We start from the raw sequence: 14,851 nt of genomic DNA, 5'->3' as shown, positions 1-14,851 counted from the left end.
GCGCGTTGAGCCTTCAGGCACTGGATTGGAATGCGGAGAAATTAGATGAGTGCGCTTTATATGATTGTCGGCACCCTGGTTGCTCTGGGTGTGCTGGTTACCTTCCACGAATTCGGCCACTTTTGGGTGGCGCGTCGTTGCGGCGTCAAGGTACTGCGCTTTTCCGTCGGTTTCGGCATGCCGCTGGTGCGTTGGCATGACCGCCACGGTACCGAGTTCGTGATCGCGGCCATCCCTTTGGGTGGCTACGTCAAGATGCTCGACGAACGCGAAGGCGAGGTGCCGGTTGATCAGTTGGATCAATCCTTCAATCGCAAGACCGTTCGTCAGCGTATCGCCATAGTGGCCGCCGGTCCGATCGCCAACTTTCTGTTGGCCATGCTGTTTTTCTGGGTGTTGGCCATGCTGGGCAGCCAGCAGATCCGCCCGGTGATCGGTGCGGTCGAGGCAGACAGTATCGCGGCGAAGGCCGGTCTGGTCGCGGGTCAGGAAATTGTTTCCATTGATGGCGAACCGACCACGGGTTGGGGGGCGGTCAATCTTCAGCTGGTGCGCCGCCTGGGTGAGAGCGGCACCGTCAACGTCGTGGTGCGTGAGCAGGACTCCAGCGCCGAAGCCTCACGTGCGTTGGCCCTGGACCACTGGCTCAAGGGTGCTGACGAGCCCGATCCGATCAAGTCGCTGGGCATTCGTCCGTGGCGTCCGGCGTTGCCGCCGGTGCTCGCCGAACTCGACTCCAAAGGCCCGGCCCAGGCCGCAGGCCTGAAAACCGGCGACCGCCTGCTGGCGCTCGATGGTCAGCCGTTGAGCGAATGGCAGCAGGTGGTTGATCTGGTTCGTGTGCGCCCTGATACCAGAATTGTGCTGAAAGTTGAGCGCGATGGTGCTCAAATCGACGTCCCGGTGACCCTGGCGGTGCGCGGGGAAGCCAAGGCGGCCGCAGGTTACCTGGGTGCGGGTGTCAAAAGTCCCGAGTGGCCGCCTTCGATGATGCGCGAGGTCAGCTTCGGTCCATTGGCGGCAATTGGCGAGGGTGCGAAACGCACCTGGACCATGAGCGTGCTGACGCTCGAATCCCTCAAGAAAATGTTGTTCGGCGAGCTCTCGGTAAAAAACTTGAGTGGGCCGATAACCATTGCTAAAGTGGCGGGCGCTTCTGCCCAGTCGGGTGTCGCGGATTTCCTGAATTTCCTGGCTTATCTGAGTATCAGCCTGGGGGTTCTGAATTTGTTGCCCATTCCAGTATTGGATGGGGGACATCTGTTGTTTTATCTGGTCGAGTGGGTGCGTGGTCGCCCCTTGTCGGATCGTGTGCAGGGTTGGGGGATACAGATCGGTATCAGTTTGGTGGTCGGGGTGATGTTGTTAGCCCTGGTCAACGATTTGGGTCGACTGTAACGCTTCGCTGAATTGCGAATCTGCCGCATTTTGCGGCAGTTTGTTTATTGCCAGTTGGAATAAGAAAGGACTTCATGAAACGTCTGCTGCTAACTGCGGTTCTCACCGTATTGATGATCGCCGAAGTTCACGCCGAGTCCTTCACCATCTCCGATATTCGCGTCAACGGCCTCCAGCGGGTTTCCGCCGGTAGCGTCTTTGGTGCCTTGCCGTTGAACGTCGGGGAACAGGCTGATGATCGTCGCCTGGTGGAATCCACTCGTGCGCTGTTCAAAACCGGGTTCTTTCAAGACATCCAACTGGGTCGAGAAGGCAACGTCCTGGTCATCACCGTCGTCGAGCGACCATCCGTCGCCAGTATCGAGATCGAAGGCAACAAGGCGATCTCTACTGAAGACCTGATGAAAGGCCTGAAGCAATCGGGCCTGGCCGAAGGTGAAATCTTCCAGCGCGCCACCCTTGAAGGCGTGCGTAACGAACTGCAGCGCCAGTACGTCGCCCAGGGTCGCTACTCCGCGACCGTGGAAACGGAAGTGGTTCCGCAGCCGCGTAACCGTGTCGGCCTCAAGGTCAACATCAACGAAGGGACCGTGGCGGCCATCCAGCACATCAACGTGGTAGGCAATACCAAGTTCCCGGATGAAGACCTGGTCGACCTGTTCGAACTCAAGACCACCAACTGGTTGTCGTTCTTCAAGAACGATGACAAGTACGCCCGTGAGAAACTCTCCGGTGACCTGGAGCGCCTGCGTTCCTACTACCTGGATCGCGGCTATATCAACATGGACATCGCCTCCACCCAGGTGTCCATTACGCCGGACAAGAAGCACGTCTACATCACTGTCAACGTCAACGAAGGCGAGAAGTACAAGGTTCGTGACGTCAAGCTCAGCGGTGACTTGAAAGTGCCTGAAGACCAGGTCAAGTCCCTGTTGCTGGTGCAGAAAGACCAGGTGTTCTCGCGCAAGCTGATGACCACCACCTCCGAACTGATCACCCGCCGCCTGGGTAACGAAGGCTACACCTTCGCCAACGTCAACGGCGTGCCGACCCCCAACGACGAAGACCACACCGTTGATATCACCTTCGTGGTCGACCCCGGTAAGCGTGCTTACGTAAACCGCATCAATTTCCGTGGCAACACCAAGTCCGCCGACGAAGTGCTGCGTCGTGAGATGCGTCAGATGGAAGGTGGCTGGGCTTCGACCTACCTGATCGACCAGTCCAAGACCCGTCTTGAACGCCTGGGCTTCTTCAAGGAAGTCAACGTCGAAACGCCGGCTGTGCCAGGTGTGGACGACCAGGTTGACGTGAACTATGCCGTTGAAGAGCAGGCCTCGGGCTCGATCACCGCCAGTGTCGGTTTCGCGCAGAGCGCCGGCCTGATCCTGGGTGGCTCGATCACCCAGAACAACTTCCTGGGTACCGGTAACAAGGTTTCCATTGGCCTGACCCGCAGCGAATACCAGAGCCGCTATAACTTCGGTTATGTCGACCCCTACTGGACCGCCGACGGTGTGAGCCTGGGCTACAACGCCTTCTACCGCACCACCGACTACAAAGATCTCGACGTAGACGTAGCTAGCTATGCGATCGACAGCCTGGGTGCTGGCGTGAACATCGGCTATCCGATCAGCGAAACTTCGCGCCTGACCTTCGGCCTGACTGCGCAGCAGGATGAGATCAAGACCGGTATTTATACCGTGGACGAGATCTTCGACTTCACCCGTCGTGAAGGCGACAAGTTCCTGAACTTCAAGGCGTCCGCCGGCTGGTCCGAGTCGACCCTGAACAAAGGCGTGCTGGCAACCCGTGGCCATTCCCAGAGCCTGACGGCGGAAGTCACCACGCCGGGCAGCGACCTGTCGTTCTTCAAACTCGACTATCGCGGCCAGTTGTTCCAGCCGTTGAGCGACAACTACACCATGCGCCTGCACACCGAGCTGGGCTATGGCGACGGTTACGGTTCGACCAATGGCTTGCCGTTCTATGAAAACTACTATGCAGGTGGTTTCAACTCGGTACGTGGCTTCAAGGACAGCACTCTCGGCCCGCGCGGTACCCCGAGCCGCGGTGTTGCGCAAACCGGTAACATCGGCACTCAACCTGACACTGACAACGACCCACTGCCGTTCGGTGGTAACGTGTTGATCCAGGGTGGTGCTGAAATTCTGTTCCCACTGCCGTTCGTGAAAGATCAGCGTTCCCTGCGCACATCCGTATTCTGGGACGTGGGTAACGTGTTCGATTCCAAGTGCGAGCAGATCAAAAACCCAAGCGGTTTGAAGTCCAATACCCAGTGCAACGACGTGAGCCTCAGCAACATGGCGAGCTCCGTGGGTGTGGGTGTGACGTGGGTGACTGCGCTGGGCCCGTTGAGCTTTGCGCTGGCCATGCCAATCAAGAAACCGGATAACGCTGAAACCCAGATTTTCCAATTCTCCCTCGGCCAGACGTTCTAAGCGTCTGACCTAAGATAACGACAACGGATTCTGTAGGAGTGCATCGTGCGTAAGTTGACTCAATTGGTTCTGCTGGCAACCGTGCTGGTAGCCACCCCGGCCTTCGCCGAAATGAAAATCGCCGTTCTGAACTATCAGATGGCCCTGCTGGAATCCGATGCGGCCAAAAAATATGCCGTGGATGCCGAGAAAAAATTCGGTCCGCAACTGACCAAGCTCAAGACCCTGGAAAGCAGCGCGAAGGGCATCCAGGATCGTCTGGTGGCCGGTGGTGACAAGATGCAGCAAGGCGAGCGCGAGCGTCTGGAGCTGGAATTCAAGCAAAAGGCCCGTGACTATCAGTTCCAGTCCAAAGAGCTGAACGAAGCCAAGGCTGTGGCCGATCGCGAAATGCTTAAGCAGCTCAAGCCGAAACTCGACAGCGCTGTGGAAGAAGTGATCAAGAAAGGCGCCTTTGACCTGGTGTTCGAGCGCGGCGCCGTGATTGACGTCAAGCCTCAATACGACATCACCCGTCAGGTGATCGAGCGCATGAACCAGCTGAAGTAAGCCATGACCGCGACTATCAAGCTCGGCGAGTTGGCCGAGTTCCTGGGGGCCACTTTGCATGGCTCCCCGGAGAAAGAAATCACTGGGCTAGCCACCTTGCAGGAGGCTGGCCCAGCTCAGTTGAGCTTCCTCGCAAACCCTCAATACCGTAAATACCTCGTCGACAGCCGCGCCGCAGCCGTATTGCTCAAAGCCGCCGATGCCGAAGGTTTTGCCGGGGATGCGCTGGTGGTGGCCGACCCGTACCTGGCGTACGCCAAGGTGTCGCACCTGTTCGATCCCAAACCCAAGGCAGCCGGCGGCATTCACCCGTCAGCGATGATCGCCGATGACGCCCAGGTCGACCCTGCGGCCAGCATTGGTGCCTTTGCGGTGATCGAGAGTGGTGCGCGCATTGCCGCAGGCGTCACGGTGGGGGCGCACTGCTTTATCGGTGCGCGATGCGAGATCGGTGCCGATGGCTGGCTCGCGCCGCGCGTGACGCTGTATCACGATGTGCGTATCGGCCAGCGTGTGGTCATTCAGTCGGGCGCGGTGATCGGAGGCGAAGGCTTCGGATTTGCCAACGCCAAAGGCGTCTGGCACAAGATTGCCCAGGTCGGCGGCGTGCTGATTGGCGACGACGTGGAAATCGGCGTGAACACTGCAGTTGATCGCGGGGCCCTGGCCGATACCGTGATCGGCAATGGGGTGAAGCTCGACAACCAGATCCAGATCGCCCACAACGTACAGATTGGCGATCACACCGCCATGGCGGCGTGCGTGGGGATTTCCGGCAGCACCCGTATCGGCAAGCATTGCATGCTCGCCGGCGGTGTCGGCCTGGTAGGGCATATCGATATCTGTGACAACGTCTTCATCACCGGCATGACCATGGTGACCCACTCGATTACCGAGCCGGGTGCCTACTCTTCCGGTACCGCCATGCAACCTGCGGCTGAATGGCGCAAGAGTGCGGCGCGTTTGCGCCAGCTCGACGATATGGCCCGACGGCTCAAGCAGCTGGAAAAGCGTGTTGGAGAAGTGACCCCTGGCGGTAATGCTTCATCAGAAGGCTGATACCATTTTCATATCAAGTGTGCACAGCCGCTAGACTGCCTCCTTGATTTGCTAGCGGGGCGTGCCTTTAGTCCGCCCGCCCCCAATCTTTATTACAGGCTTCCCCCCGAAATGATGGACATCAACGAGATTCGCGAATACCTGCCCCACCGTTACCCGTTCCTGCTGGTGGACCGTGTAGTGGACCTCAATGTCGAGGAAAAGCGCATTCGCGCCTACAAGAATGTCAGCATCAACGAACCGTTCTTCAACGGTCACTTCCCCGCGCATCCCATCATGCCGGGCGTGTTGATCATTGAAGCGATGGCCCAGGCTGCCGGTATCCTTGGTTTTAAAATGCTTGACCTCAAGCCTGCGGACGGCACGCTCTACTATTTCGTGGGCTCCGACAAGCTGCGTTTCCGCAACCCGGTCACCCCGGGTGATCAGTTGATCCTCGAAGCCAAATTCATCAGTTGCAAGCGCCAGATCTGGAAGTTCGAATGCCAGGCCTCGGTGGATGGCAAGCCGGTCTGCTCCGCCGAGATTATCTGTGCGGAACGCAAACTATGAGTTTGATTGACCCTCGCGCAATCATCGATCCGTCGGCCGTACTGGCCGCCGACGTTGAGGTCGGCCCCTGGTCGATCGTCGGCGCAGGTGTGGAAATCGGCGAGGGGACTGTCATCGGGCCGCACGTGATCCTCAAAGGGCCGACCCGTATTGGCAAACACAATCGCATCTACCAGTTCTCCTCGGTAGGCGAAGACACACCGGACATGAAATACAAGGGTGAAGAAACACGCCTGGTCATCGGTGATCACAACATCATTCGAGAAGGTGTGACCATTCATCGCGGCACCGTGCAGGATCGCGCCGAAACCACCCTGGGTGATCACAACCTGGTGATGGCTTATGCCCATATCGGCCACGACAGCGTGATCGGCAACCACTGCATACTGGTCAATAACACCGCCTTGGCCGGGCATGTGCACGTTGACGACTGGGCGATCCTGTCGGGGTTCACGCTGGTGCACCAGTACTGCCATATCGGCGCCCACAGCTTTTCCGGCATGGGCACCGCTATCGGCAAGGACGTTCCGGCGTATGTCACGGTATTCGGCAACCCCGCCGAAGCTCGCAGCATGAACTTCGAAGGCATGCGTCGTCGTGGTTTCAGCGACGAGGCCATTCACGCCTTGCGTCGTGCCTACAAGGTGGTTTACCGCCAGGGGCTGACCGTGGAGCAGGCATTGACCCAACTCACCGAGCCGGCTGCGCTGTTCCCGGAAGTTGCGGTATTCCGCGACTCTATCCAGATGTCGACGCGCGGCATCACTCGCTGATCATGGCCAATATGCGTATAGCGCTGGTAGCCGGAGAAGCTTCCGGCGACATTTTGGGCGCAGGTCTTATGCGGGCGCTAAAGGCACAGCACCCGGCCGTGGAATTCATCGGTGTCGGTGGTCCGTTGATGCAGGCTGAGGGGCTTGTGTCCTATTTCCCTATGGAGCGCTTGTCGGTCATGGGGTTGGTAGAGGTGCTGGGGCGCCTGCGCGAACTCCTGGCGCGCCGCAAGCTGTTGATTCAGACCCTGATCGAGGAAAAGCCCGACGTCTTCATCGGCATCGATGCACCCGATTTCACCCTCAATATCGAACTCAAGCTGCGCCAGGCGGGCATCAAGACCGTGCACTACGTCAGCCCCTCCGTGTGGGCGTGGCGTCAGAAGCGCGTGCTGAAGATCCGCGAGGGTTGCGACCTGATGCTGACCCTGTTGCCCTTCGAAGCCAGGTTTTATGAAGAGAAGGGCGTGCCGGTGCGGTTTGTCGGGCATACCCTGGCCGATGAGATACCTTTGCAGGCTGATCGAGCCGCGGCCCGTGCCGAACTGGGCTTGCCCGATGGCCCGCTCGTGGCGCTCATGCCCGGCAGTCGAGGCGGTGAAGTCGGGCGCCTGGCCAGCGTCTTCTTTGATGCCGCCGAACGTCTGCAAGACCTCAAGCCTGGCGTGCGGTTTGTGTTGCCGTGTGCCAGCCCGCAACGCCGTGCTCAGATCGAAACCTTGCTTCAAGGCCGCAACCTGCCGCTAACCCTGCTCGATGGTCAATCGCACCTGGCCCTTGCGGCCTGTGATGCGGTGCTGATTGCTTCGGGCACCGCTACGCTGGAAGCCCTGCTGTACAAGCGCCCCATGGTCGTGGCCTATCGTCTGGCGCCGCTGACCTTCTGGATCCTCAAGCGCATGGTCAAAAGCCCTTACATCTCCCTGCCCAACCTGCTGGCCCAGCGCCTGTTGGTGCCGGAGTTGTTGCAGGACGATGCGACGCCTGACGCCCTGGCGCAAACCCTACTACCCTTGATCGACGGCGGCGAAGAGCAGACCCGTGGTTTCGATGCGATTCACCGCACACTGCGTCGTGATGCCTCGAACCAGGCGGCTGACGCCGTGTTGACCTTGATCGGCAAACAACAGGAAGCTTTATGAGTACGCAAATGGGCCTGGATTTCAGCCTGGTTGCTCAAGTCCATGAGCTGGTGGCCGGCGTCGACGAAGTCGGCCGCGGCCCGCTGTGCGGCGCAGTGGTCACGGCGGCGGTGATCCTGGATCCGAACCGTCCGATTCTGGGGTTGAACGATTCGAAAAAGCTCACTGAAGCCCGCCGTGAAAAGCTGTTCGACGAAATCTGTGAAAAAGCCTTGAGCTGGCATATTGCCCGGGCTGAAGTCGAAGAAATCGACAAGCTGAATATTCTGCACGCCACCATGCTGGCCATGCAGCGTGCCGTCGAAGGCCTGCACATCACCCCGAAAATGGCCATGATCGACGGCAACCGTTGCCCGAAACTGGGGATGCCGTCGGAAGCGGTGGTGAAGGGGGATAGCAAGGTGCCTGCAATTGCGGCGGCCTCGATCCTGGCCAAAGTCAGTCGTGATCGTGAAATGGCCGCGTTTGAATTGATCTACCCCGGCTACGGCATTGGTGGGCACAAAGGCTACCCGACGCCCGTTCATCTGGAAGCTCTGGCACGCCTGGGTCCCACGCCGATTCATCGGCGCTCGTTCGCCCCGGTACGCCAGGCCTACGAGCTGCGCGAGAGCTTCATCGAGGTTTAGTCGCGAAGCTGATGTTTTTGCCAAGGCCCGGTACAATCCGGGCCTTGTTGTCTTCACGTATTGGAACAGGATCACTATGCCGGCTTCATTCGTTCACCTGCGCCTGCACACTGAGTATTCCCTGGTCGACGGCCTGGTACGGATCAAACCTCTGGTCAAAACCCTGGTGGGCATGAACATGCCTGCGGTTGCGGTGACTGATCAGAACAACATGTGTTCTCTGGTCAAGTTCTATAAGAATGCCATGGGCGCCGGCATCAAGCCGATCTGCGGCGCCGATCTGTGGCTGTCCAACAAAGACCCGGACAACCCCTTGAGCCGTATCAGCCTGCTGGCGATGAACGGCGTGGGCTATCGCAATCTGACCGAATTGATTTCCCGTGGTTTTATCGAGGGTCAGCGCAACGGCTCGATCATCATCGAGCGTGAATGGGTCGCCGAGGCCAGCGAAGGTCTGATCATGCTGTCCGCCGCCAAGGAGGGCGAGATCGGTATTGCGCTGCTGGGCGGCAACCCGCAGGAAGCCGAAGTGCTGGCTCGCGAGTGGATGCAGGTCTTTCCCGACCGTTTCTACCTGGAAGTGCAACGCACCAACCGTCCCAACGATGAAGAACACCTGCACGCCGCCGTGGCGCTGGCCGATAAGCTCGGCGCACCACTGGTGGCGACCAACGATGTGCGCTTTATCAAGCGAGAGGATTTCGAGGCCCACGAAACCCGCGTGTGCATCGGCGAAGGCCGGGCCCTGGACGATCCGCGCCGTTCGAAGAACTACAGCGAAGAGCAGTACCTTAAAAGTGCCGAAGAAATGGCCGAGCTGTTCAGCGACCTGCCCGAGGCCCTGGAAAACTCCGTCGAGATCGCCAAGCGCTGCAATATCGAGGTGAAACTGGGCAAGCACTTCCTGCCCAACTTCCCGATTCCCGCTGGCATGACCATCGATGAGTATTTCCGCAAGGTGTCGTTCGATGGCCTCGAGGAGCGGCTGGCGGTCCTGCTGCCCAAGGACACCACCGAAGACTACGAAGCCAAGCGCCAGGTCTACGTCGACCGGCTGAATTTCGAGCTGGATATCATTATCCAGATGGGCTTTCCCGGCTACTTCCTGATCGTGATGGACTTTATCCAGTGGGCCAAGAACAACGGCGTGCCGGTTGGTCCGGGCCGAGGGTCAGGTGCTGGCTCGCTGGTGGCCTATGTGCAAAAGATCACCGACCTGGACCCGCTGGAATACGACCTGCTGTTCGAACGCTTCCTGAACCCGGAGCGGGTTTCCATGCCCGACTTCGACGTCGACTTTTGCATGGACGGTCGCGACCGCGTGATCGAATACGTGGCCGAGAAGTATGGCCGCAACGCCGTGAGCCAGATCATTACCTTCGGTTCCATGGCGGCCAAAGCGGTGATCCGCGACGTGGCGCGGGTGCAGGGCAAGTCCTACGGCCTGGCCGATCGCCTGTCGAAGATGATCCCGTTCGAAGTCGGCATGACGTTGGAAAAGGCTTACGAGCAGGAAGAAATCCTGCGCGATTTCATCAAGGTCGACGAAGAAGCCGCCGAAATCTGGGAGATGGCCCGCAAGCTTGAAGGTGTTGTGCGTAACGTCGGTAAGCACGCCGGCGGCGTGGTCATTGCGCCTACCAAGCTCACCGACTTTTCGCCGATCTATTGCGACGAAGAAGGCGACGGCCTGGTGACCCAGTTCGACAAGGATGACGTGGAGGCGGCCGGCCTGGTGAAGTTCGACTTCCTCGGCCTGCGCACCCTGACCATCATTGATTGGGCGCTCAAGACCATCAACCGCGACCGCGCCAAGGTGGGCGAGGAACCGCTGGATATCGCCTTTATTCCACTGGATGACAAGCCGACGTACACCCTGCTGCAAAAAGCCGAAACCACGGCGGTGTTCCAGCTCGAGTCGCGCGGGATGAAAGAGCTGATCAAAAAGCTCAAGCCCGACTGCCTGGAAGACTTGATCGCACTGGTGGCCCTGTTCCGTCCGGGGCCGCTGCAATCGGGCATGGTGGATGACTTCATCAACCGTAAGCACGGGCGTGCCGAGCTGGCGTACCCGCACTCCGATTACCAGTACGAAGGCCTCAAGCCGGTATTGGCGCCGACCTACGGCATCATCCTGTATCAGGAACAGGTGATGCAGATCGCTCAGGTGATGGCGGGTTACACCCTTGGCGGAGCGGATATGCTGCGTCGGGCCATGGGTAAAAAGAAACCAGAGGAAATGGCCAAGCAGCGGGGCGGTTTCATTGAAGGTTGCGCCACCAACAATATCGATGCCGACCTGGCGGGTAACATCTTCGACCTGGTGGAGAAGTTCGCCGGTTACGGCTTCAACAAATCCCACTCCGCCGCCTACGGTCTGGTGTCTTATCAGACCGCCTGGCTGAAAGCCCACTATCCGGCGCCGTTCATGGCCGCGGTATTGTCGGCGGATATGCACAACACCGACAAGGTCGTGACCTTGATCGAGGAAGTGCGCACCATGAAGCTGCGCCTCGACGCGCCGGACGTGAACGCCTCGGAGTTCAAGTTCACGGTGAACGACGAAGGTCGCATCATTTATGGCCTGGGCGCGATCAAGGGCGTGGGCGAAGGCCCGGTGGAAGCCATCACCGAAGCGCGTCAGGACGGGCCTTTCAAAGACCTGTTCGATTTCTGCGCGCGAGTCGACCTCAAACGCATCAACAAGCGCACCCTCGATGGCCTGATCCGCAGCGGCGCACTCGACCGTCTCGGCCCGTATTTCCACGATGAGCCCAAGGCTTACCAGGCCAATATCGACCGCAACCGCGCCGTGCTGCTGGCCGCGATGGAAGAGGCGATCAAGGCAGCGGAACAGACTGCCCGTACCCATGACAGTGGGCATGCCGACCTGTTCGGTGGCTTGTTCGTCGAAGAAGACGCGGATGTGTACGCCAACCACCGCAAGGCCAAGGAGTTAACGCTCAAGGAACGTCTCAAGGGCGAAAAAGATACCCTGGGGCTCTACCTTACCGGTCATCCGATTGACGAGTACGAAGGCGAAATCCGCCGTTTCGCTCGCCAGCGCATCATCGACCTGAAACCGGCGCGGGATACCCAGACCGTGGCCGGCATGATCATTGCGCTGCGGGTGATGAAGAACAAAAAGGGCGACAAGATGGGCTTCATTACTCTTGATGACCGTTCGGGGCGGATCGAGGCCTCGTTGTTCGCCGATGCGTTCCATTCTGCTCAGTCGCTGTTGCAGACCGACGCCATGGTGGTGGTGGAAGGGGAGGTCAGCAACGATGACTTCTCCGGCGGCCTGCGCCTGCGGATCAAACGGGTAATGAGCATGGAGGATGCCCGCACCAACCTGGCCGAGAGCCTGCGCCTGAAGGTGAAAACCGAGGCCCTGAAAGGCGATCAGCTACGCTGGTTGGGTGATCTGCTCAAGCGTCACCGTGGCGCGTGCCCGGTGACCATGGAGTACACCGGTAACGATGCGAAGGCCATGCTTCAGTTCGGCGAAAGCTGGCGAATTGATCCCGCCGATGGCTTGATTCAAGCATTGCGTGACCAGTTCGGGCGAGACAACGTCTTCCTCCAATACCGTTGATGGCTGGCCCGGTAGTGGCATTCAGCTTGATCGACAAAACATTTAATCTCGACCTAAACGCGCCTCTCCCTTAAGGTAGGGCGCGAATAGACAACCGGCTGGCCAGGCACTCCCTGGCCGTCGACCCAAGACGGACGCTTATGAACCCGAATTTTCTTGATTTCGAACAGCCGATCGCTGACCTGCAAGCCAAGATCGAAGAGCTGCGCCTGGTCGGCAATGACAATTCGCTGAACATCGGCGATGAGATCGCCCGCCTGCAGGAAAAGAGCAGCACGCTCACCGAGGACATCTTCGGCAAGCTGACCAGTTGGCAGATCGCGCGTCTGGCTCGCCACCCGCGCCGTCCGTACACCCTGGACTATATCCAGCACATCTTTACCGAGTTCGACGAACTGCACGGCGATCGTCACTTCTCCGACGACGCGGCTATCGTGGGTGGTATTGCACGTCTGGACGACCAGCCGGTCATGGTTATCGGCCACCAGAAAGGCCGTGAAGTGCGCGAGAAGGTGCGTCGCAACTTCGGCATGCCGCGTCCGGAAGGTTACCGCAAGGCCTGCCGCCTGATGGAAATGGCCGAGCGGTTCAAGATGCCGATCCTGACTTTTATCGATACGCCGGGCGCGTATCCAGGCATTGACGCCGAAGAGCGCAACCAGAGCGAAGCGATTGCCTGGAACCTGCGTGTCATGTCGCGCCTGAAGACCCCGATCATCGCCACCGTGATTGGTGAAGGCGGTTCCGGCGGTGCGCTGGCGATTGGCGTCTGCGACCAGTTGAACATGCTGCAATATTCGACCTACGCGGTGATCTCGCCCGAAGGTTGCGCTTCGATCCTGTGGAAAACCGCCGAAAAAGCACCGGACGCCGCCGAGGCCATGGGTATCACCGCCGACCGCCTCAAAGGCCTGGGTATCGTTGACAAAGTGATCGCCGAGCCCTTGGGCGGCGCCCATCGCGACCCGGCTGCAGCTGCCGCCACCATCCGTGCAGAATTGGGCTCGCAGCTGGCGATGCTCAAGAAGCTGGATAACGAAGCGCTGCTGGCTCGTCGCTACGAGCGCCTGATGAGCTACGGTCTCTAAGGTCGCAACAGCATTAATGTGGGAGGGGGCCTGCCCCGATAGCGGTGCATCAGTCAGCAAATACAGTGACTGACACTCAGCAATCGGGGGCGAGCCCCCTCCCATATTTGCTGTGTGTATGCTTGGTCAACGTATTTCAGATTTGCGGCGGTAACGTTTGATGAAACCGACTTTGCCCGCCAAGCTCCTGCACGCCCTGGCCCCGTGGCGCAACGCCCCGGCTTGGCATATCGCCTTCTCTGGCGGCCTTGATTCCACTGTTCTGCTGCATCTCCTGGCCAACTCCGAGTCAATTCCGCCTCTAAGCGCTGTGCATGTCCACCATGGCTTGCAAGCCGCCGCCGACGCATGGCCGAGCCATTGTCAGTCAATCTGCGACCACCTGGGCGTGCCCCTGCGTGTCATGCGCGTGCAGGTGCAGCCCGGCGCCAGTTTAGAAGGTGCGGCGCGTGAGGCGCGTTATCAGGCGTTTACCGAGGTGATGGGGGCAGGGGCGGTGATGCTCACTGCCCAGCATCGTGAAGACCAGGCCGAAACGCTGTTGTTTCGCCTGTTGCGCGGCGCGGGCGTACGTGGGTTGACGGCAATGCCCGTGCATCGTCCGTTGGCGGGTGGTCACTTGGTGCGCCCTCTGTTGCATGTCTCTCGGGGCGAGCTGGAAGCCTATGCCATGGCGCATCAGCTCCAGTGGATCGCCGACCCTTCCAATACGGACACTCAGTTCTCCCGCAATTACCTGCGCCACCGCGTATTTCCGAGACTGACCGAGCGCTGGCCGCAAGCCGTCAGCCGGCTGGCCCGCAGCGCGGAACACTTGAACGAAGCCCAGGGCTTGCTCGATGAGTTGGCCCGGATAGATCTGCAGGCAGCCGATCAGCCCTCGCCATTTCCCTGGCTGCCCTTGCCATCCCTGGCGCTTGCTTGTCTGCGAGAGCTTTCCGATGCCCGGCAGCGCAACGCCTTGCGCCATTGGCTGAGTCCGCTGACACGTCTGCCCGACAGCGATCACTGGGTCGGCTGGCAGTCCTTGCGTGATGCCCGGCACGACGCGCAGCCGTTATGGCGTCTGGCTGATGGGCAATTACACCGTTGCGGCGAGCGCATCTGGTGGTTGCCTTCCTCATGGTCGGAATTTTCCGACACCGCGGTGAGCTGGCCTGATGCGCAACACCCGCTACCGTTACCCGGCAATGGCCTGCTGAGAATTGTCGGCAAGGCGCCGGCAGGTCCGTTCGAGGTCCGTTATCGCCAGGGCGGTGAAACCCTTGACGTGCCGGGCCGCGGTCGACGAGATCTGAAGCGTTTGCTCAACGAAAGCGGCGTGCCGGGCTTCGTCCGTGGCAGATTGCCGCTGCTGTATCAGTGCGAACGATTGCTCGGCGTGCCCACCCTCGCTGGACTGCGGGTCGCACCGAGTGAAGGCTGGCAATTGCATTGGGTGCCACAGACCTGCGATCAAGGTTTGAGCTGATAGAGCCTTTCCGGTAGACTACGCTCCCTTCTTGATACAACTTCTGTGGATTCGCCTGAATCGCAGCAGTTGCCGATTACCAAGCAGTCTTTGCTGGGCGATTCCAAAAAATGTGTAGCGATCAACGTAC

At 59.5% G+C, this 14,851-nt stretch carries 11 protein-coding genes; all 11 read left to right on the top strand.

All coding sequences use genetic code 11. From position 1 onward, the window contains the following. Positions 1-45: 45 nt before the first annotated feature. The 11 genes from rseP to tilS all read left to right on the top strand — a co-directional run bounded on the left by rseP (position 46) and on the right by tilS (position 14,721). A complete protein-coding gene (rseP, locus tag QRN10_RS01565) occupies positions 46-1,398 on the top strand; it encodes a sigma E protease regulator RseP (RefSeq protein ID WP_181079266.1) in 1,353 nt (450 codons plus the stop codon). Positions 1,399-1,472: 74 nt separating this feature from the next. Next, entirely contained in the window at positions 1,473-3,860 is a 2,388-nt protein-coding gene (gene bamA / locus QRN10_RS01560; RefSeq protein ID WP_253510931.1) for an outer membrane protein assembly factor BamA, read from the top strand. Positions 3,861-3,905: 45 nt separating this feature from the next. Beyond that, positions 3,906-4,409 carry an OmpH/Skp family outer membrane protein gene (locus tag QRN10_RS01555; protein WP_003219314.1) on the top strand — a complete coding sequence of 168 codons (504 nt, stop codon included), beginning with the start codon at positions 3,906-3,908 and terminating at the stop codon, positions 4,407-4,409. A 3-nt stretch (positions 4,410-4,412) separates the two neighbouring features. Next, entirely contained in the window at positions 4,413-5,468 is a 1,056-nt protein-coding gene (gene lpxD / locus QRN10_RS01550; protein ID WP_181079272.1) for a UDP-3-O-(3-hydroxymyristoyl)glucosamine N-acyltransferase, read from the top strand. Between the two features lie 111 nt (positions 5,469-5,579). After that, positions 5,580-6,020: a 3-hydroxyacyl-ACP dehydratase FabZ gene (gene fabZ / locus QRN10_RS01545; protein WP_003172281.1), complete on the top strand. Its 441-nt coding sequence runs from the start codon at positions 5,580-5,582 to the stop codon at positions 6,018-6,020. Further along, positions 6,017-6,793, top strand: a complete 777-nt coding sequence (gene lpxA, locus QRN10_RS01540; RefSeq protein WP_181079275.1) for an acyl-ACP--UDP-N-acetylglucosamine O-acyltransferase — start codon at positions 6,017-6,019, stop codon at positions 6,791-6,793. Before fabZ ends, lpxA begins: the two co-directional genes overlap by 4 nt. A gap of 2 nt (positions 6,794-6,795) precedes the next feature. Next, positions 6,796-7,935 carry a lipid-A-disaccharide synthase gene (lpxB, locus tag QRN10_RS01535; protein WP_285427741.1) on the top strand — a complete coding sequence of 380 codons (1,140 nt, stop codon included), beginning with the start codon at positions 6,796-6,798 and terminating at the stop codon, positions 7,933-7,935. Then, on the top strand, positions 7,932-8,564 hold the full coding sequence (rnhB, locus tag QRN10_RS01530; RefSeq protein ID WP_181079281.1) for a ribonuclease HII: 633 nt from the start codon (positions 7,932-7,934) through the stop codon (positions 8,562-8,564). The genes lpxB and rnhB overlap by 4 nt, the downstream gene beginning before the upstream one ends. A gap of 76 nt (positions 8,565-8,640) precedes the next feature. After that, entirely contained in the window at positions 8,641-12,162 is a 3,522-nt protein-coding gene (dnaE, locus tag QRN10_RS01525; protein WP_285427740.1) for a DNA polymerase III subunit alpha, read from the top strand. Positions 12,163-12,302: 140 nt separating this feature from the next. After that, positions 12,303-13,250 (top strand): acetyl-CoA carboxylase carboxyltransferase subunit alpha, encoded by a 948-nt coding sequence (locus QRN10_RS01520; RefSeq protein ID WP_181079287.1) that lies wholly within the window; start codon positions 12,303-12,305, stop codon positions 13,248-13,250. A 160-nt stretch (positions 13,251-13,410) separates the two neighbouring features. Continuing rightward, complete coding sequence (gene tilS / locus QRN10_RS01515; RefSeq protein WP_285427739.1) at positions 13,411-14,721, top strand: tRNA lysidine(34) synthetase TilS; 1,311 nt, start codon at positions 13,411-13,413, stop codon at positions 14,719-14,721. The last annotated feature ends 130 nt before the right edge of the window (positions 14,722-14,851 follow it).

Source organism: Pseudomonas sp. lyk4-R2A-8, from assembly GCF_030209095.1.
Lineage (GTDB): Bacteria > Pseudomonadota > Gammaproteobacteria > Pseudomonadales > Pseudomonadaceae > Aquipseudomonas > Aquipseudomonas quebecensis.
Note: the sequence above shows the minus strand (reverse complement) of the source record. Positions and strands in the feature narration are given on the sequence as shown.